The organism is Alkaliphilus hydrothermalis (assembly GCF_016908555.1).
GTDB classification, from domain to species: domain Bacteria; phylum Bacillota; class Clostridia; order Peptostreptococcales; family Natronincolaceae; genus Alkaliphilus; species Alkaliphilus hydrothermalis.
The window spans coordinates 54,726-74,503 of the sequence record NZ_JAFBEE010000002.1; the positions used below are offsets into that span (position 1 = coordinate 54,726).

At 37.6% G+C, this 19,778-nt stretch carries 18 protein-coding genes, 1 other RNA gene and 1 other annotated feature (1 of these 20 only partly in view); of the genes, 16 read left to right on the forward strand and 3 right to left on the reverse strand.

What is annotated here, in order from left to right:
• Positions 1-137 (forward strand) — a binding site (T-box leader); it begins 97 nt to the left of the window's first position.
• A 67-nt stretch (positions 138-204) separates the two neighbouring features.
• From hisS to JOC73_RS15075, 3 genes are all read left to right on the forward strand, one after another.
• A complete protein-coding gene (gene hisS / locus JOC73_RS02025) occupies positions 205-1,467 on the forward strand; it encodes a histidine--tRNA ligase (RefSeq protein WP_204400186.1) in 1,263 nt (420 codons plus the stop codon).
• Between the two features lie 97 nt (positions 1,468-1,564).
• A complete protein-coding gene (gene aspS, locus JOC73_RS02030) occupies positions 1,565-3,346 on the forward strand; it encodes an aspartate--tRNA ligase (RefSeq protein ID WP_204400187.1) in 1,782 nt (593 codons plus the stop codon).
• 214 nt (positions 3,347-3,560) lie between these two features.
• Positions 3,561-3,659: a putative holin-like toxin gene (locus tag JOC73_RS15075; RefSeq protein WP_279381018.1), complete on the forward strand. Its 99-nt coding sequence runs from the start codon at positions 3,561-3,563 to the stop codon at positions 3,657-3,659.
• A gap of 137 nt (positions 3,660-3,796) precedes the next feature.
• Here JOC73_RS15075 and JOC73_RS02035 read toward each other — a convergent pair whose 3' ends face one another.
• Positions 3,797-4,591 carry an aminoglycoside adenylyltransferase domain-containing protein gene (locus tag JOC73_RS02035; RefSeq protein WP_204400188.1) on the reverse strand — a complete coding sequence of 265 codons (795 nt, stop codon included), beginning with the start codon at positions 4,589-4,591 and terminating at the stop codon, positions 3,797-3,799.
• Between the two features lie 210 nt (positions 4,592-4,801).
• Here JOC73_RS02035 and JOC73_RS02040 point away from each other — a divergent pair, with 210 nt between their 5' ends.
• The 4 genes from JOC73_RS02040 to JOC73_RS02055 all read left to right on the forward strand — a co-directional run bounded on the left by JOC73_RS02040 (position 4,802) and on the right by JOC73_RS02055 (position 6,844).
• Positions 4,802-5,110 (forward strand): DUF2325 domain-containing protein, encoded by a 309-nt coding sequence (locus tag JOC73_RS02040; RefSeq protein WP_204400189.1) that lies wholly within the window; start codon positions 4,802-4,804, stop codon positions 5,108-5,110.
• Between the two features lie 37 nt (positions 5,111-5,147).
• A non-coding RNA gene (gene ssrS / locus JOC73_RS02045) (6S RNA) lies at positions 5,148-5,326 on the forward strand.
• A 192-nt stretch (positions 5,327-5,518) separates the two neighbouring features.
• A complete protein-coding gene (locus tag JOC73_RS02050; RefSeq protein WP_204400190.1) occupies positions 5,519-6,277 on the forward strand; it encodes a tRNA threonylcarbamoyladenosine dehydratase in 759 nt (252 codons plus the stop codon).
• 123 nt (positions 6,278-6,400) lie between these two features.
• Positions 6,401-6,844, forward strand: coding sequence for a SoxR reducing system RseC family protein (locus JOC73_RS02055; protein ID WP_204400191.1), 444 nt, complete (start codon positions 6,401-6,403; stop codon positions 6,842-6,844).
• Between the two features lie 67 nt (positions 6,845-6,911).
• Here the strand turns inward: JOC73_RS02055 and JOC73_RS02060 are convergent, their stop codons facing one another.
• Together JOC73_RS02060 and JOC73_RS02065 are read right to left on the reverse strand one after the other, a co-directional pair.
• Complete coding sequence (locus tag JOC73_RS02060) at positions 6,912-7,367, reverse strand: threonine/serine exporter family protein (RefSeq protein WP_204400192.1); 456 nt, start codon at positions 7,365-7,367, stop codon at positions 6,912-6,914.
• Positions 7,364-8,155, reverse strand: a complete 792-nt coding sequence (locus tag JOC73_RS02065) for a threonine/serine exporter family protein (protein ID WP_204400193.1) — start codon at positions 8,153-8,155, stop codon at positions 7,364-7,366. Before JOC73_RS02065 ends, JOC73_RS02060 begins: the two co-directional genes overlap by 4 nt.
• 428 nt (positions 8,156-8,583) lie before the next feature.
• Here JOC73_RS02065 and JOC73_RS02070 point away from each other — a divergent pair, with 428 nt between their 5' ends.
• The 9 genes from JOC73_RS02070 (at position 8,584) to JOC73_RS02110 (ending at position 19,768) form a co-directional block, all read left to right on the forward strand.
• The gene (locus tag JOC73_RS02070; RefSeq protein WP_204400194.1) at positions 8,584-9,813 is read left to right on the forward strand and encodes a serine hydroxymethyltransferase; all 1,230 of its coding nucleotides are present in this window, start codon (positions 8,584-8,586) and stop codon (positions 9,811-9,813) included.
• Between the two features lie 232 nt (positions 9,814-10,045).
• Positions 10,046-10,915: a copper amine oxidase N-terminal domain-containing protein gene (locus tag JOC73_RS02075; protein WP_243427832.1), complete on the forward strand. Its 870-nt coding sequence runs from the start codon at positions 10,046-10,048 to the stop codon at positions 10,913-10,915.
• Positions 10,916-11,142: 227 nt separating this feature from the next.
• On the forward strand, positions 11,143-12,549 hold the full coding sequence (locus tag JOC73_RS02080) for a sigma-54 interaction domain-containing protein (RefSeq protein ID WP_204400195.1): 1,407 nt from the start codon (positions 11,143-11,145) through the stop codon (positions 12,547-12,549).
• Between the two features lie 418 nt (positions 12,550-12,967).
• Positions 12,968-14,014 (forward strand): 2,4-diaminopentanoate dehydrogenase, encoded by a 1,047-nt coding sequence (gene ord / locus JOC73_RS02085; RefSeq protein ID WP_204400196.1) that lies wholly within the window; start codon positions 12,968-12,970, stop codon positions 14,012-14,014.
• Positions 14,015-14,034: 20 nt separating this feature from the next.
• Entirely contained in the window at positions 14,035-14,343 is a 309-nt protein-coding gene (gene ortA / locus JOC73_RS02090; RefSeq protein ID WP_204400197.1) for a 2-amino-4-oxopentanoate thiolase subunit OrtA, read from the forward strand.
• Positions 14,336-15,757 carry a 2-amino-4-oxopentanoate thiolase subunit OrtB gene (gene ortB, locus JOC73_RS02095; RefSeq protein ID WP_204400198.1) on the forward strand — a complete coding sequence of 474 codons (1,422 nt, stop codon included), beginning with the start codon at positions 14,336-14,338 and terminating at the stop codon, positions 15,755-15,757. The genes ortA and ortB overlap by 8 nt, the downstream gene beginning before the upstream one ends.
• Before the next feature lie 87 nt (positions 15,758-15,844).
• Positions 15,845-16,210: an ornithine aminomutase subunit alpha gene (locus tag JOC73_RS02100; protein WP_204400199.1), complete on the forward strand. Its 366-nt coding sequence runs from the start codon at positions 15,845-15,847 to the stop codon at positions 16,208-16,210.
• Entirely contained in the window at positions 16,210-18,420 is a 2,211-nt protein-coding gene (oraE, locus tag JOC73_RS02105; protein WP_204400200.1) for a D-ornithine 4,5-aminomutase subunit OraE, read from the forward strand. The genes JOC73_RS02100 and oraE overlap by 1 nt, the downstream gene beginning before the upstream one ends.
• A complete protein-coding gene (locus JOC73_RS02110) occupies positions 18,410-19,768 on the forward strand; it encodes a GlmL-related ornithine degradation protein (RefSeq protein ID WP_204400201.1) in 1,359 nt (452 codons plus the stop codon). The genes oraE and JOC73_RS02110 overlap by 11 nt, the downstream gene beginning before the upstream one ends.
• The last annotated feature ends 10 nt before the right edge of the window (positions 19,769-19,778 follow it).

A 19,778-nucleotide genomic window follows, 5' to 3' on the forward strand; every position in this document is an offset into this window, starting at 1 on the left:
TCAGTATATCTTCTGAAAGCCTAGAGGGGATTTCTCTAGTTAATAGGAAAATACGTAGGCCTGCGTTAAAGGTTAATTAAGTGGGATTTATTCCAATTAGGGTGGTACCGCGGGAAACTTAAACTCTCGTCCCTTGCCAGGGGGCTGAGGGTTTTTTTTATTCCCTAAAATATTAAAATATAAAAGAATGGAGGAATGGTGAGGATGAAAATCAACACAGCATCAGCAAAAGGAACCTTTGATATAATTCCACAGGATATGAACCTAAGGGAATGGATGAAGAAGACAATCATTGATACCTACAAGAAAAGTGGATTTGAGCAAATAGAGACTCCTTCTATTGAAAATCTTGATTTACTAACCAAAAGTGAAGGTGGAGAGAACCTTAATCTTCTTTTTAAAATCCTTAAAAGGGGAGAAAAATTAGATTTAAGTAAAGAGAACCTAAATGAGGATGACCTTTGTGATCTTGGCTTGAGATATGACTTGACTTTACCCTTAAGTAGATTCTACACCAACAATCGTGAACACCTACCAAACCCTTTTAAAGCAATTCAAACAGGCTGGGTATGGAGGGCTGAAAGACCTCAAAAAGGTAGGTTTAGACAGTTTACCCAATGTGACATAGATATTATGGGGGAAAAGTCGGAAATAGCAGAAATAGAGCTGATTACCACAACTGCTAGAGCATTACAGGCATTATCCTTCAAAAATTTCACGGTGAAAATTAATGATAGACGACTATTGAAAAGTGTCATCCTAAGCCTTGGTTTTAAAGATGAAGAAGTAGGCTCCCTATGTATCTCCTTAGACAAAATGGATAAGGTAGGTATGGAAGGGGTTAAAAAGGAATTATTAGCGAAGGATTATGATGAAGATCAAGTGACTAAATTCTTAGCTTCTTTAGAGGACTTAAAGGGCTTAGATGAAAAGACTTTAGCAAAATATAATATTGAGGAAGATGTATTACAATCTCTAAAGAATGTAATTGCTGTAGTAAAGAATCAAGCTAAAGGACAATATGATATTGAGTTTGATGTAACTCTGATTAGGGGAATGGGCTATTATACAGGACAAATCTTTGAAATTGTCAGCAATGAATTTGGAAGCTCCATAGCTGGTGGAGGAAGATATGACAAGATGATTGGTAGATTCCAAAAGGAAGATGTACCTGCTGTTGGTTTCTCTATTGGATTTGAAAGAATCTTCCAAATGTTAAAGGAAACGAATTTTGAAGTGCCTGAATCTGTTGAAAAAATTGCTCTAATTTTTAATACAAACGAAGATATCAATGCTGTATTGGAGTGGGCAAATGATTTAAGAAGTGAAGGTAAAATTGTTAGTGTATTCCCAAAACACAAGAAATTTTCTAAGCAAATGAATAACCTACAAAAGCAGAATTTTGGATTCTATGGACTTTGCAGCAATGGAGAGAAGGAAGAATTGACTTCTTTATCTCAAGAGTAGTTGAGATGCAAAAGAAACGGAAAGTGAGGCTTGTTTGTATCTAAGGATCAGTGAATAAAGTAGTTAATTGAGGATAATATCAAGGGAGGTAAGGAATATGACAGCTAAAAATTTAAAAAGAACCCACATGGGGGGAACTTTAAGAAGTGAACATATTGAAGAAAAAGTAGCCCTGATGGGATGGGTACAAAAAAGAAGAGATTTAGGTGGATTAATCTTTGTTGATTTAAGAGACAGAAGCGGAATCGTTCAAATTGTATTTGACAAGGATGTATCAGAAGAAGCCTTTACGATGGCAGAGGGGTTAGGTTCTGAGTTTGTAATCGCTGTTGAAGGTAGAGTATTCAAGCGACAATCCATCAACCCAAATATCCCAACAGGAGATATCGAGATTTTTGCAGAAACGCTACAAATTTTAAATGAATCTGAAACACCACCAATCTACATTAAAGATGACGACGTTGTATCAGAAAATTTACGATTAAAATACCGTTACTTAGATTTAAGAAAGCCCTCTATGCAAAAGAATCTAATCATAAGACATGAGACAGCTAAGCTAGTTAGAAATTTCTTAAGTGATGAAGGATTTATCGAGGTGGAAACACCAGTATTAACCAAGCCAACGCCAGAGGGGGCTAGAGACTATCTAGTGCCAAGCAGAGTAAATCCTGGTAAGTTCTATGCGCTACCCCAATCTCCACAGCTCTTCAAACAGCTATTGATGGTATCGGGTATGGACAGATACTTCCAAATCGTAAAATGCTTTAGAGATGAGGACTTAAGAGCTGACCGTCAGCCTGAGTTTACCCAAATAGACTGCGAAATGTCCTTCGTTGATGAAGAGGATGTAATTGAAATCAATGAAAGATTAGTAGAAAAGATTTTCAAAGAAATCCTAGGTGTAGAGATTCAATTACCATTGCAACAATTAACCTATGAAGAGGCTATGGAGAGATATGGTTCCGACAAGCCGGATGTTCGTTTTGGATTTGAACTAGTAAATGTATCCCACCTTGTAAAAGACTGTGGATTCAAAGTATTCTCTGGTGCAGTGGAGAATGGTGGATCTGTAAGATGTATCAATGTGAAGGGGCATGGAGACAAATTCAGCCGTAAGGACATTACCTCCTTAGAAGACTATGTAAAGACCTATGGAGCTAAAGGATTAGCTTGGATGAAGGTAACGGAAGAAGGAGTAACTTCTCCAATTGCTAAATTCTTCAATGAAGAAGAAATGGCTAAAATCTTAGAAACAACCAATGCCGAGACAGGCGACATAATCCTATTTGTAGCCGACAAGAATAGTGTTGTATTCGATTCTCTTGGTCACTTAAGGGGAGAGGTTGCTAAACGTTTAGGATTATTAAACAAGGATGAGTATAAGGCTTTATGGGTGACTGAATTCCCATTGTTCGAGTACGATGAAGAAGCAAACCGTTATGTAGCGAAGCATCACCCCTTCACTTCACCAATAGTAGAAGATATTCCATTATTAGAGACAGAGCCCCACAAGGTAAGGGCAAGAGCCTACGATATGGTAATCAACGGATATGAAGTTGGTGGAGGTAGTATCAGAATCCATACTTCTGATATTCAAGAAAAGATGTTCAAGGCCCTTGGATTCTCAAAGGAAGAAGCATATGAGCAATTTGGTTTCTTATTAAATGCATTTAAATACGGTACACCTCCCCATGGTGGAATTGCCTTTGGTTTGGACCGTCTGATTATGCTTTTAACGAAGGAAGATAACATCCGAGAGGTAATTGCCTTCCCTAAAACTCAAAACGCTTCAGACCCATTAACAAATGCCCCAGCAGTGGCAGAGGAAAAGGCTTTAGAGGAATTAAGTATTAAGACTGCGGTTGTTGAGAAGGAGTAGTTTTTAAAAGTAAATAAATCTATCAATAATAAAAAGCACCCTAGGGTGCTTTTTTAGATGCTTAGAAATATCTATCACAATGAAATGCACTTAATGTGATAAAAAATGAATTATATTTATAATAGATACTCATTGTGATATACTTAATGTAGGTAATCGTAAGCAGGGTGTTGGTTGCCACCTCACTTTCACAAAAGAAAGGAGGTGGTGCGATATGAGTACATACGAAGCAATATCGTTAATGATAATGTTTGGAATGTTATTAATATCGCTGATCTCCTATACTGATAGGAATAACAGACCAAAAAAGTAATTCACCCTGCCAGCCCGCAGAGTGAATAAAGCTTAATCAGCATCTGTGGCAACCGCACCTTGCGGTACGATTACCTTTTTTTATATTATAACATAAAAAAGAAAAAATAATCCAGTGGGGATGAAAAATATTTATGGTTATTTTCTCGCTTCCTCCAACAACCCATTCCCATAATCTATCATATAGGTTAAGAACTCCACAGTCTTATCCCTTCTTTCACAAACATCCCCAATAACACTCAGGGGCTTTAAATCCCTTATAGCCAAAGCTTCCTTCATGATATCCCCATATTGAGGCAAATCCTTCAACACAAACTTACAGGCATCGGATTTCGATGTAAGCCTACTTTCCTTAAGGGTATAAACAATCCTTGATAAAGTCATAACTGCAAATTCCACCTCGATGTCTTCTTTAAAGTTTTCCGGATTATTTAATTTAGGAGCCCAATAATGATTCAAATTAAATGACATTGTATGGAGGACGCCATCCCAATTAATATGGGACAACTCTTTTCTTAAAGATGGAGAATCTACTGCCATATCATACTCCTTGAGACCCCACCATGTAACATAGTTAATATCAAAATACCCTTCCCGATGAAAATCAGAATGAGCTACATATGGGTAGGGCTTCATGTCACGATTGGTTTTACCAAGATCAGCAAATTGGATGTACATGCAATCTATTCGATCCCCATATTTGTATTCCATCTTCATTTTCTCATGTAATTCAGCCATTAGGTTTACTTCATTATCCGTCAATGGAGCGTTGATCACCACCATAAAATCCATATCGCTATATTTAGGTTCAAACTTACCCATGGCCACTGAGTTATATAGATACAGCCCATAAAATTTGTCCATTAGTAATGTTTCTAATTCACTTCGAAAATACGTTACTAATTCTCTAATCTCCTCATGTATACCAATCATTATAATCCTCCTCGCATAATAACTTATTTAAGCATTAATAAATAAAGCATACCATAATTTAACATAATTTAAAACAAAAACTAAATATTTAGAAAATTAAATACAATAAAAAATTTTTCGTAGAAAATAATTTCGACGTATTGACAAAGGATTAAATTCATAATATACTAATGATAATCATTATCAACAATTGATGCGGAGGGGAATAAAATGAATGCTTTACTAGTAGGAGCGGATAAATTAGGGAACATCCCAAGTACCTTGGAGAACCACGGTATTAGTAACTACATACACTGGACAGGTAGAAAAAAAGGTATGAGAAAACTGGATATCCCAGAAAAAATTGATATGATCATTGTATTTTACGACTTTATTGAGCATAATATTACTGAGATCATCAAGCAAAAGGCCAAGCAAAATAATATACCATGTGTATTTTCCAAGAGGGCCTGTAGTGATTTAAGTAAAAGACTGGAAAATTGTAAAGACTGTAAAATTTGCTTGATGACTAAAAACTAATATTTGAAATTTTCTAAAATATGTGGTATGATATTATTAAATCCTGCTGTGTGCGAGGAAACGATCTAGTTTTGAGGCAACATATTTACATTGGGAATCTGGAGTTTATTGGTGTAGAGAAAGCCCCCTCAGAGGGGACTCTTGAAAGCAATGACAGGGCACCCACCTGCTAGCGCAGGTTTCAAAACAATCGTAAAACGGCACAGCGGGAAAAAATAATATAATTGGATGATTAATAGCTTCTGACAGTAGGAGCTTTTTTTATTGCATTTTTGCAAGTTGAAAAATATCCTATAATAAAAAAACATTGTTTTTGGAAAGCTTTAGATAAGTGGTCATCAAAAGAATTGACATCATGATATATTTTAGATACTATTAAGTTCAGCGTAGAAAAAAAGGAGGATCAGAATGGCACTACATTCTTTTTCAAGGACAGAGTTACTTATAGGAACAGAAGGATTAAACAAACTAAAAGACAGTAAGGTGGCCATATTTGGTATTGGTGGGGTAGGAACATTTACTGTCGAAGCTTTAGCAAGGACAGGAATTGGTAAGTTTGTATTGGTGGATGATGATGATATTTGCTTAACTAATATTAATAGACAGCTTCACGCTACCCGTAGTACGGTAGGGAAATCTAAGGTAGAAACCATGAAGGGTCGTATTCTAGATATCAATCCAAAGGCAGAGGTAATTACCTACCAAGAACTTTATAATAGTGAAAGTGCCGAAAGATTATTAGCTACAGATTATGATTATGTAGTGGATGCCATTGATATGGTTTCGGCTAAATTAGATCTTATTGAGAGATGCAAAAAAATGGGTCTCCCTATTATTAGTAGCATGGGGGCTGGGAATAAATTAAATCCTACCCGTTTTGAGGTAACGGATATCTCTAAAACTTCTATTTGTCCATTGGCAAAGGTAATGCGAAAAGAGTTAAGAAAACGGGGAATTAAGGGAGTGAAGGTGGTCTACTCAAAAGAGGAGCCAATTACCCCATTAACAATAAATAGTGATTGTAAAACCGATTGTATTTGTACTAATAAGGCAAGAACCTGTACAGTGAAGCACCAGATACCTGGAAGTATTGCATTTGTACCATCGACTGTAGGTTTAATTATTGCCTCTGTTGTAGTGAGGGATTTATTGGGTAATAAATATTAAAGAGCTTAATTTGCAAAAAGCAATTTGGGAATGATAGGATTGAAATGGTATTAAATAGAAAGTTTAATGATAACTATATATGATAGCATTTATGATACAATATGTTTGAAGGGAGGATGAAAAATGAAGCAAATGGGTGTTGTAATATCCACAGAAGGGAACACTGCAAGGGTTTCTATTGAAAGACATTCCAGCTGCGGAAATTGTTCAGCTTGTAAGATGGGACAGGAGGATGCTAAAGTAGAAATTAACGCCGTAAATGGCGTTAAAGCAAAAGTGGGTCAATGGGTAACTGTAGACATGGAGGATCAAGATGTTTTAGCAGCGGCTTTTATGGCATATGTAGTACCTTTGTTTGCTCTATTAGCAGGAATTTTTATTGGTAACTCGATTTTCTCAGCACTTGGAGTGGAGAAATTTATAGATATCTATGCAGCACTATTTGGTTTTGCCACTATGGCGATGGCTTTTTTAAGACTAAGAATGAAAGAGAAGAATCTAAAGAGCAATAAAAGATTCCTTTCTCAAATCATAGAAATTGTAGATGTTGAAAAAATGTGTCATTAATATAAATCCCAGCAATACTTCGAATTGATTCGGAGGCTTGCTGGGATTTTTTTTTACGTGGTCAATACTAAATTTTGAGTCTGGATCTTCTTCTGAAAACCCGTTTTCTATAGGAATTGACAGAAAGGGCAATGGTAAGGGCACCAGCGATGGCTATGGCAATCATTACAGACTGGCTCCCATGCAATAAAGCTCCGTCATAGTCGTTTTCCAAGAGGGACAACATTGTATTGTACAAGCCAAAACCCGGCACGAGGGGAACAATACCTGGGATGATATAAACAGTGATTGGATTTTTATTAAGGATTGCAAACACTTCCCCCACAAGCCCAATACACAAAGAACCCATAAAAGTAGATAAAACCACCGAACCTGAGACTTGATTAACGACTATGTAAACAGCCCAACCAAAAGCACCTGCAAGGCCTGATCTTAGGAGGGCAGCCTTGGGGGTATTAAAAATGAATGCAAATCCTATGGTACTGATAAATGCATAGCCTAAATGCTTCAATAGATAAATCAATATAATCTCCCCCCCGTTATGTAAATCCAGGTTTTCAAAACAAATCCTACACCAAAGGCTATGGAGGTGGCAATTAATAGAGCCTCAGCTCCTCTAGCTAAACCTGAAACCAAATCACCAGAAATAGAATCCCGAACAGCATTGGTAATGGCAACTCCAGGTACCATTACCATGATGGCACCAATGATGACGGTATCAACATGAATGTTAGGGTGGGCATAGGAAAAAAGAATAGATAAAAAAGCAGCTATAAATCCTCCTGTCATATTGGTTAAAAATAGATTGAAGCCATTACTTGCAATCCTTTTAATTGAAAAGGTTAAGATAATACTAGTCAAAAGGGCCGCTGAAAAATCTAAATAATTTCCCCCAAACAGTAGGGTGGCGAAGGCACTGGCAATTCCTCCAAAGAGGGCCTGCATTAACAAGGAATAGGGAGCCAGCTGATCTATATCTTTTAACTGAGTCATTCCCTCTTCTACAGACAAATCTCCCTCAACAAATCTTCTGGAAAAAGCATTGACCTCTGCTACTTTATTGAGATTAATACTTCTACCTTGTATTCTTTTTACGTAAGTTATCATTTCGTTGATATCTTCTCCTTCTTGATCTACAGAGATAAAAATACCAGTAGGAGTAACATAAGCTTCAACAAAAGGAAAATTTCTTGATTTGCAGATTCTGATAATCGTATCTTCAACCCGATAGGTTTCAGCGCCATTTTTTAACATGATCTCCCCTGCAAAAAGTGCCATTACTAAGAGCTTTTTTTGATTCACTTCATTCATTGCACCACCACCTCCTGAATATATGTCTCCTTAATACTATATCAAATGTTTTCAATGAATATAAGGGCTAGTAAAAATAAGTTAGTAAAATTTACTTATATAGTAGCAATCTGGATATATACATTGTAGATATCCTAGATTATTGCCAAATTTAACATAAAACCCCCTTTGGAAATCTTAATAAAGTATACTAATTCAATCAAATCAAGAGTATGGCTTCTTCTGCCAATATTTATATTACATAATTTTGTATTATAAAAAAATAGCTTTTAGGGATACTAAAGTTGGGTAAAAACAAAGCAAGGGAAGAAGATATGAAAACATTGTAATAATTTCATATTTGTTGTGGTTAGAACTTGTAAAACTATTTTTAAAAATCTATAATTAAATTGTTAAGAATTTGGACGAGGTGAAGGGAGAAAAGACCAATGAACTTTGAACAATTAAAAAAAGCGGACCCAGAGATTTATTCAGTAATTGAAAAGGAGACGGCAAGACAAAGGAGAAATATCGAATTGATTGCATCAGAAAACTTTGTCTCTGTGGCAGTAATGGAGGCAATGGGTAGTCAATTGACTAATAAATATGCTGAAGGATATCCTGAAAAAAGGTATTATGGTGGCTGTGAAGAAGTAGATGTGGCAGAAAATATTGCTAGGGACAGATTAAAGAAATTATTTAATGCTGAGCATGCCAACGTACAACCCCATTCGGGTTCCAATGCTAATTTAGGTGTATATTTTGCTATATTGGAGCCAGGAGATACTGTTCTAGGAATGAATTTATCCCACGGGGGTCATTTGACCCACGGAAGTCCAGTAAACCTATCAGGAACATATTATAACTTCTCAGAATATGGTGTAGACCCAGACACTCAGCAAATTGATTATGATGAGGTTAAAAGAATCGCCCATGAGGTGAAGCCAAAGCTTATCGTTGCTGGTGCCAGTGCCTATCCTCGTAGTATAGACTTTAAAAAATTTAGAGAAATTGCAGATGAAGTAGGAGCTTACTTAATGGTTGATATGGCCCATATTGCAGGGTTAGTCGCAGCAGGTTTACATCCTAATCCTTGTGAATATGCCGACTTTGTAACTACCACAACCCATAAAACATTAAGGGGACCAAGGGGTGGAGCAATACTATGTAAAGAAAAGTTTGCAAAACAAATTGATAAAGCCATTTTTCCAGGAATCCAAGGTGGACCGCTAATGCATGTCATTGCAGCGAAGGCTGTAGCCTTTAAAGAAGCGCTTTCTCCTGAGTTTAAAGGATATCAGCAACAGATTATAAAGAATGCTAAGAGATTAGGTGAAGAACTAACTAAGAGGGGTTTCAACCTTGTTTCTGGTGGAACTGACAATCATCTATTGTTGTTAGACTTAAGAAATAAAAACATTACTGGTAAAGATGCAGAAAAATTATTGGATGAAGTCGGTATCACAGTAAATAAGAATACCATTCCATTTGATCCTGAAAGTCCATTTGTAACCAGTGGTATTAGAATAGGAACGCCAGCAGTGACAACTAGAGGAATGAAGGAAGAAGATATGGCTACTATAGCCGAAATAATGGGAATAATCATTGATAACCCAAATAAAATCAATGAAGCCAGTGAAAAAGTGAGTCAACTTTGCCAAAAATATAAGTTATATTAATCTATAAGGCCCAGTGCATCCCCATAATGCTATTAATTATGGGAGCTGGGTTTTCTTATTGGATGATTTGATGCATAATAAATTTGTATAATTAACAAACTTTGGAAATTTTATGAATAATTTATGTTTTTTAGAGGGAAAATCAATTCTAATGTCGAACTAATTTAATTGTATATTTTTAGAAATTATCTAATATATTTTCTAGGTAGTATATTTGAGGAGGAATGAAGGGATGAAAAGACAGTATAGAAGGTTACTATGTGTTTTATTAATAGGAATGATGTTTTTTGCCATTGCACCTAAAATGGAAACATACGCTGCTGAAGATATTAAAGTTACCATCAATGGAGATCTACTTATAATGGATCAGCCACCAATCACTGAGAATGGCAGAATTTTGGTTCCTTTAAGAGCAATATTTGAGGGGTTAGGAGCTACTGTACAGTGGGATTCTAAAACTCAATCAATAACAGGCATTAAGGGTAACACAATGATAACACTGATGATTGGTAGTACATCTGCAAATGTAGGCAACAAAAGAGTAGTATTGGATGTTCCAGCTCAAATTGTTAATGGAAGAACCCTTGTACCAGTGAGATTCGTTGCTGAGAGTTTAGGGGCAGTGGTGAATTGGGATGGAACTAAGAAGACTGTAGCAATTACAGCACAGGTGATGACACCAGAGCTGGCTAAAGCAACTGCTGAAGAATACATAACACAATTTATATTAGTTGACACTCTTTTAGAAGAAAGTATTAAAACATATGGAGCCGCATTGCTTACACTCGAAGAGGGGATTGATATTCTTAGTACAATTCAAGAGTTAAATCAAAAGCATAAGATAGTTTATGACGAATTTGATGGAACAGGTGGGACTAATTCTTTCACTCAATCTAAATTTTTTATGACCAGTGTTTTATTTAATTATGGATTGGTATTGGATAAAACTGAAAATCTGGTTAAAGCATTTAATGAAGGAAATAATACTCAAGTAGAAAAGCTAAAAGGAGAAATAGATTTATTCTTAGGCAGAATGGAAACTGACTGGGAAAACGCTATAGATTTCTTTAATAAAGAAAGAGAAGCTTTCAAAAAACAGTAATTAACAATAGGCTAATATTACAAATCTTGATTCAGTAGATAAAATCTTAGGGTTGTTGTAAGTTATTAAAGATATATTTTATGGCATGAAACCTAATTTTAAGGGTCATGCCTTTTTATTTTAAAATAGTTTTTGTGTTGAATCATTGATTATATTAACTCGTCTTTAACCCACCCATAAAAACTGTTATACTTAAACTAATGGAACTAATGTTGGAGGAAAATCTTATGACATCTAAAAAAATGTTAACAATCATACTGCAAAAAATTTTGCAGTCCATAGATGAAGGTATACATGTAGTGGATAACGAGGGCCACACAATCCTATATAACAATAGTATGGCAGAGCTGGAGGGAATGGAAATAGAGGATGTAATGGGAAAAACCCTATTAGATGTCTTTCCCAGTCTAAACCACGACACCAGTACTTTACTAAAGGTACTGGATACCCAAGAGGCCATCGTCAATCAGAGTCAAACATATTTGAATAACAAGGGAAATAAAATTACAACTATTAATACCACAATCCCCCTATATTTTCGTGATAAAAAAATTGGGGCATTGGAGATAGCAAAGAATATTACAAAAATTAAGAACTTATCGGAGGAGATTGTTAGACTTCAACAACAGTTAAATACTCCTGTGGTCTCCGATAAAAAAGAAAAGAGGAACTATACATTTGACTCCTTAAAGGGAAAGGGAGATACTTTTGTTAAAGCTATAAACACTGCTAGAAAAGCTGCGGCAACCTCATCTAGTGTGCTTCTCTTTGGAGAAACAGGTACTGGCAAGGAGTTATTTGCCCAAAGTATTCACTATCACAGTCAAAGGAAGGATAAGCCCTTTATTGCTCAAAATTGCGCAGCCCTCCCTGAGAGCCTATTGGAGGGAATCTTGTTTGGAACCACAAAGGGAAGCTTTACAGGGGCGATCGACCGACCAGGGCTCTTTGAACAAGCTAACCAAGGGACTCTTTTGTTGGATGAAATTAACTCTATGGGAATGCAATTACAGGCAAAGCTACTACGGGTATTGCAGGAAGGATATGTGAGAAGGATTGGGGGCTTGAAGGATATTCCTGTGGATGTTAGAATCATTGCCACCACAAACGAAGATCCTATGGAGGCTATTGAAAACGCCAAAATAAGAAAGGATTTGTATTATCGTCTAAGTGTAGTTAATATCACCGTCCCAAGTCTAAGGGATAGAAAAGAAGATATTTTACCCTTAACGGAACATTTTATTAATTACTTCAACGGAAAGCTAGGCAAAGAAGTATGGATGATTTCTTCTGAAATGAGGGAGCATTTCATGCACTATCACTGGCCAGGCAATGTGAGGGAGTTAGAAAATGTCATTGAAGGGGCAATGAATATGATACAGGATGAACATATATTAAAGGATGAGCATTTTCCGGAATACCTGCTAAGAAATGAAAGAAAGCATTGTGAATCCCTTGTGAGTCACTTAATTCAAGAGAAAACAGGGTTGAAGGAAGTCTTGGAAGAGATTGAAAAAGAGTATATTACTAGAACGATGGAGAAACATAATGGGAATATCTCAAGAGCCGCAGAAGAATTAAGTTTAAAAAGACAGACATTACAGCATAAGTTGAAAAAATTAAACATCAATTAAAGGTACGGGCCATGGCTTATACTTCTTATTGTCATTAAGTAAAGGGCTTTGAAGTCGAAAGAAAAACATAAAATGCCAATATATTTGCTCTAATGCAAAGATATTGGCATTTTTAAGTTGGAAAACTAAGGTGTTAAAAACTCAGGGTAATATCGTCGTTAACCATAAAAATAATAATTAATCAAAATATTGAATAACTATACGTTTTTATTTCATAAAGGATTGAATTATGTTTCCTAATAAAGGCGACTATGGTCACAATGTAGTCCCCACAAGAAGTGAGTAAAAATCAAATAAAATAGAATATTCAATGAATAAATCAAATAGCCGAAATAAAAAATATTCTTTAAGACGTTTGGCAAGGTTTTTGCAATAAAGAATAGTGTGAAAAATCATACTATAAACGGAGGGGTTTTATATGGAAAACATTAGAGTAGTCATTTGGGGCTTTGGTGCTATGGGAAGTGGTATGGCAAAGATGCTACTTCAAAAAAAGGGTGTAGAAATCGTAGGAGTATGTGACAGACATGAAACAAGAGTTGGAAAAGATATGTATGAGGTATTAGGAGTAGAACGTGGAGATAGAAAGCCCGTAATAATCAATTCAAATATTGAAGAAGTATTAACAGAAGGAAGTTGTGATGTTTGTTTAACTGCAACAGATTCATTTACAAAGGCAGCTTTTCCAAGACTAAAATACTGTTTAGAGCAAAAAGTTAATGTTGTTTCAACTGCTGAAGAAATGGCTTATCCACAGGCCCAAAATCCTGAATTAGCAGCAGAACTTGATAGAATAGCAAAAGAGAATGGGGTAACAATTTTAGGTACAGGCATTAATCCTGGATTAATCATGGATCTACTGGTTGTTTGTTTAACAGGTTGTATGACTGATGTAGAGCATATTCAAGCAAAAAGAGTTAATAGCTTATCACCATTCGGACACACAGTTATGGAAGAACAAGGTGTTGGAATGAAAGTAGATGAGTTTAATAGACGTTGTGAAGAAGGCACAATGGCAGGTCATGTTGGATTTGCTGAGTCTATACAAATGATCGCAGATGCTATTGGATGGAGGGTAGATAAGTTTGAACAACAAATGAAGCCTATCGTTACTACTGTAGATCGAAAGTCACCCCATGGATTTGCTGCTGCTGGAGATGTTGCTGGTGTAAATATGACAGGGCAGGGATATGTTGACGGTGAAGTTAAGATTGATATGATTCACCCACAACAAATCGAGCCAGAAATGGAAGGAACATTTACAGGAGATTATATCAATATAAAAGGAACTCCAGAGGTAAATATGTCCATTTCGCCTGAGGTAGAAGGTGGACTTGGTACGATAGCAATGTGTGTAAACATGATTCCTCATGTAATCAATGCTAAAGCAGGATTAAAGACTATGTTAGATTTACCAGTACCAAGAGCAATTATGGGGGACATGAGGGATTTAATAGAGAAATAATAAAAAGGTAGGTTATTAAAATGCAAATAGAAAAGGGTTCATGGGTAAGGATACACGATATTGTATTGAGTCCCCAAGACCGATCTCCGAATCTGCCAGAGGATACTAAAAAGGTACCTTTGGAAATGTGGGTAAAGGGATTTCTATTGGAGGATGGAAACATCGGTGAAAGAGTGGAAATAGAAACCATCACTGGTAGAAGAGTGGCGGGGACCCTATTAGAAGCTAACCCCCACTATGATCATGACTTTGGAAAGTTTGTTCCAGAGATACTAGAAATCGGGCTTCAATTAAAGAAAGTCCTATGGGCAGGTGAGAACCATGACTAAAGAAATGACTTATGAAGCATTGATGGCCCGTCGTGGGGAAATCATGAAGCAGGCAGTAGGCATTGATTATAGTGTCTTTGAATATGGCAAGATTGCATTTGATTATGAAAGAATGATGAGGGAGACTGGTTATTCTCTTCAAGAAATGCAAGTGATTCAAGGGGAGTCAGGAGTAGGGAATACCCCCCTACTGGAGCTAAAAAACCTGACTGCTTTAGCTAGAAAAATAGCACCAGAAGGCAAGGGAGCAAGAATTTTTGTTAAAGACGAAGCCTCAAATCCCTCTGGAAGCTTCAAGGCTAGAAGAGCTGCCAATGCTGTATATCATGCAAAAAAATTAGGCTACAAGGGTGTCATTGCTGCCACCAGTGGAAACTATGGTGCAGCGGTTGCCAGTCAAGCAGCTATGCATGGGTTAAAGTGTATCATCATTCAAGAATGTTATGATAGTACCCATAAAGGTCAACCAGAAATCATTGAAAAGGCAAGAAAATGTGAAGCCTACGGAGCCGAGGTTGTTCAATTAACTGTAGGTCCAGAGCTGTTCTATACCTTTTTAAAGACATTAGAAGAAACCGGCTACTTCAATGCTTCCCTATATACTCCCTTTGGCATTGCAGGGGTAGAAACCCTAGGCTATGAATTAGCGATGCAGTTTAGGGAAAGAGTAGGCAAAGACCCTGATGTAGTGGTATGTACCAACGCAGGTGGGGGTAACCTAACGGGGACGGCTAGAGGATTAATCAAGGCTGGAGCAAATGAAGTGAAGATTGTTGGAGCAAGTGTAAACCTTAAGGGACTACATATGGCCAGTGATGTTGATTTTAATAAAAAGTCCTTCACTACAGGGCATACAGGCTTTGGTATTCCATTTTCAACTTGGCCAGATCGTTCAGACGTTCCTCGTTCAGCTGCAAGACCATTAAGATACATAGACCGCTATGTATTGGTAAATCAAGGGGAAGTGTTTTATATGACAGAAGCCCTAGCACAGTTGGAGGGACTTGAAAGAGGTCCTGCTGGTAATACCTCCCTAGCGGCTGCCTTCTACATAGCCCAAGAAATGGAGCAAGATCAAATTATCGTCGTACAGGAAACAGAATACACAGGTGCAGGAAAGCACATTCAACCTCAATTATCCTTTGCTAAGGAAAATGGTATCGAATTGAAGTTCGGAAATCCTGAGGATGAAATTCAAGGAGAGAACATCATTCTACCTTCCCATCCGTCCTTGTTAAGAGCCAGGGACATTGATGTGAATAAGCTGAAGGCTTCATATATTAAAAATTGTGTCAACCAAAATCAACTTGAAGAATTGTCAGAAGAAGATCTGGCGTTCTTAATGAAGGATTGTAATGCGCCAAAGGACTTTGTATTAAATGTCCTAGAGGAGTTAAAGGTAAGAATTAGCTAAAACCACAATTAAGAATGAAGAAACAGAGGAAGTAATGAATAATGAATAATGAATAATGAATAATGAATAATCACATGGGGGTGCCAAATGAAAAGAGCAGATGATTTTCAAGAGAGAAGACAACATCTCAAAGATTTAACAGATGAGCAATTGGAAGCAAAGTTTTGGCAATTGGCTGAGCAAATCGTAGAGCCTATGGTGGACATGGCAAAGAAGCATACTTCACCATCCATCGAGCGTTCAGTATTACTACGTATGGGATTCTCTAGTATGGAGGCTAGAGCCATCGTTGAGGGCGTGATGGACAGGGGATTAATGGGTAAAGGTGCAGGCAATGTTGTATATAAATTAGCGATCAAAAAAGGAATGACCACCCGTGAAGCTGGTCTTCAACTGGCAGAAGGAAACCTTTGGGACGAAGCAATGGAGACTTTTCAAGGGGGTGCTAAGTAATGGAATTAAAACCAAATGAGAAATTAGACATTAAAAATCTACTTGAAGGCTTAGAAAACTATACGCCAAAGAGAAGAGGTTGGACTTGGAGAAAGAAGGAAGAAAACCAACAAATAGGGCCCTTCACCTTCAATGATTGCTCAACTCCATTAAAGAATAGTGTTCCACTACCATCGGCAAAATATTTTAATGATATCGACCCACAGCCAGCATCTGTTATCACAACAGAGGTTGCTTCTGGAAGATTTGAAGACGATATCCGTAGAATGAGAATGGCTGCTTGGCACGGAGCTGACCACATCATGGTTATCCGTACAGCAGGACAAAGTCACTTCGACGGATTAATCGAAGGTACTCCTCAAGGTATTGGTGGTATTCCAATTACAAGAAAGCAAGTTAGAGCTCAAAGAAAAGCTTTAGACTTAATCGAAGAAGAAGTAGGAAGACCAATCAATTACCATTCATATATCTCTGGAGTTGCAGGTCCAGAAATCGCAGTTATGTTTGCTGAGGAAGGGGTAAATGGAGCCCATCAAGACCCTCAGTACAACGTATTATACAGAAATATCAACATGATCCGTTCCTTCGTAGATGCGGCTGAGGCTAAAAAGGCGATGGTTTGGGCAGACATTGCACAAATCGACGGAGCCCACAATGCCAATGCTACAGCTAGAGAAGCTTGGAAGGTAATGCCAGAATTAATGGTACAACATGCCCTAAACTCTACTTATTCTGTTAAAGTTGGAATGAAGAAGGAAAATATCTGTCTTTCTACAGTACCTCCAACAGCACCACCAGCTCCTTGTATGGCTTTAGACTTACCTTATGCAGTTGCATTAAGAGATGTATTTAAAGAGTACAGAATGAGAGCTCAAATGAATACAAAGTATATGGAGTCCTCTACTAGAGAAGCGACTGTTACCCACGTATTAAATCTATTAATTTCAAAATTAACAAGAGCAGACATTCAATCCACCATCACTCCTGATGAGGGAAGAAACGTGCCATGGCATATCTACAACATGGAAGCCATTGATACTGCTAAGCAAGCCCTTGTGGGTATGGATAGCTTAATGGAAATGATTCAGTTAAAGGATGAAGGTGCTTTAAGAGATAAGGCCCGTGAATTAAAGGAAAGAGCAGTATTGTTCATGGAGGAAGTTCTTGAGGTTGGCGGATACTTTAATGCTGTTGAAGAAGGATTCTTCGTAGACTCTGGATACTACCCAGAAAGAAATGGTGACGGAATCGCAAGAAAGATGGACCAAGGGATCGGAGTAGGAACTGTATTCGAAAGAGATGAAGATTACATGGCTCCTGTTACAGCCCACTTTGGATACAACAACGTTGCTCAATATGATGAATCAGCAGTAAATGAACCTGCTAAATTAATCGGTGGTTCAACTTTAGAAAATCCAGAAAAAATCATCTACATTGATGAGTTAGATGAAACTGATAACGTAAATGTAAGAATGGAAGAAACTAAAGAACTGAGAGAAACTTCTCTAATGAAGCCAGAGGTTGAGTGGATGGGAGACGGTTATGTCATGCTTAACCTATTCTTACCAGCTTCTAAAAGGGTTGCTGAGTTCGCAGCAATTGAATTAGGGAAGAAAATGGGCTTAGAGGATGTGGAAGTAATCCACAAGGAAATCATGCATCCATCGGAAGGTACTAGAATTGAGTTAAAGGGTAGAGTTGCCTTTACTATCGATACAGCTGCTCTAGTGATTCCTCCAGAGCCAGAAGTAATGACAGAAGACGAAGTAAGAGCAGAAATCGAAAAGCAACCAATGAAGATTGTTGCTGGTACTGTGGGGGAAGATGAGCACTCTGTAGGTCTAAGGGAAATCATCGACATCAAGCATGGTGGGATCGAGAAGTACGGAATCGAGTGTCACTATCTTGGAACTTCAGTCCAATTAGAAAAATTAGTAGATGCTGCCATTGAGTTAAATGCAGATGCAATCTTAGCTTCTACAATCATCAGCCATGATGATATCCACTACAAAAACATGAAGAAGATTCATGAACTTTGTATCGAAAAGGGTGTTCGTGACAAGTTGATGATCGCTTGTGGAGGTACTCAAGTAACTCCAGAAATCGCTGTTCAGCAGGGAGTAGACGCTGGATTTGGTAGAGGAACGAAGGGAATCCACGTAGCTACTTTCTTGGTTAAGAGAAGAAGTGAAATGCAAAATGAAAATTAATGTTCTAGTGGCGGAAATAGGCAGTACAACAACTGTTGTCAATGCCTTTAATGAAATCCATAGCCCTTGTCCCAAATTCATCGGACAGGGGCAATCCCCCACCACTGTTTTAGAGGGGGATGTAAACATTGGTTTGAGGGGAGCAGTAGAAGACCTAAGAAAAAACCTTGGTTTGGATACACTGGAATACGATGAAATGCTTGCCACCAGTAGTGCTGCTGGGGGACTGAAAATGACTGTTCATGGTCTAGTCTATGATATGACCGTAAGAGCAGCCAAAGAGGCGGCCCTAGGAGCAGGAGCAATCATTCATCAAGTAACTGCTGGAAAATTAAAAAGAACAGATATAAAGAAAATCAAAGAAGTAAACCCCAATATCATTTTAATTGCTGGGGGGGTTGACTATGGGGAGCGGGATACTGCCATCTACAATGCAGAGAAAATTGCAGAATTAGGCTTAAATGTCCCCATCATCTATGCAGGAAATATTGAAAATCAAGAGGAAATCAAGGAGATTTTCAGTGAAACAGATAGCAAGCTTTATCTTGTGGAAAACGTCTATCCTAAGATAGATCAATTGAATATTGAACCTACTCGAAGGGTTATTCAAGATGTTTTTGAGGAGCACATTATCCATGCACCAGGAATGCAACAGGTGAGGGATATGATCAACGGGCCAATTATCCCAACGCCAGGGGCAGTAATGGAGGCATCAAAAGTACTGAAGGCAGAGATTGGGGACTTGATCACTTTTGATGTTGGAGGAGCTACGACAGACCTTCACTCGGTGACGGAGGGTAGTGAGGAAATCAATCGGATTCTTTTAAGTCCAGAACCTACGGCAAAGAGAACTGTTGAGGGGGATCTTGGCGTATTTGTCAACATGGGGAACATCATTGAACGAATAGGCAAGGAGAAACTACAAGCAGAGTTATCCTTGAATATTGATCAAATGATGGAGGAATATCGAGCGATTCCAAAAACGTCAGACCAAATAAAGTTTGTTGAAAGGTTGACCCAAGAGGCGGTATTTAATGCCCTTGAAAGACACGCAGGGAAAATCCGACATCTTTATGGACCAGGGGGAAAACAAACTGTAGCGGAGGGTAAAGACCTTTCCAATGTGAAATACATCATTGGAACAGGTGGAGCTTTAACTAGACTCCCAGAAGGAAAAGAAATTTTGAAGCGTATTTTAACTAATAGTCGCCAAAATGTTCTTTATCCAACAATGGAGGCTACTATTTTAACAGACAGCAATTATATCATGGCTTCTCTAGGGGTTCTGGCAAAAAGATATCCTGAGGCAGCGGTGGCTTTAATGAAGGAAAGTCTTGGGATGAAATAGGAGTGTTGAA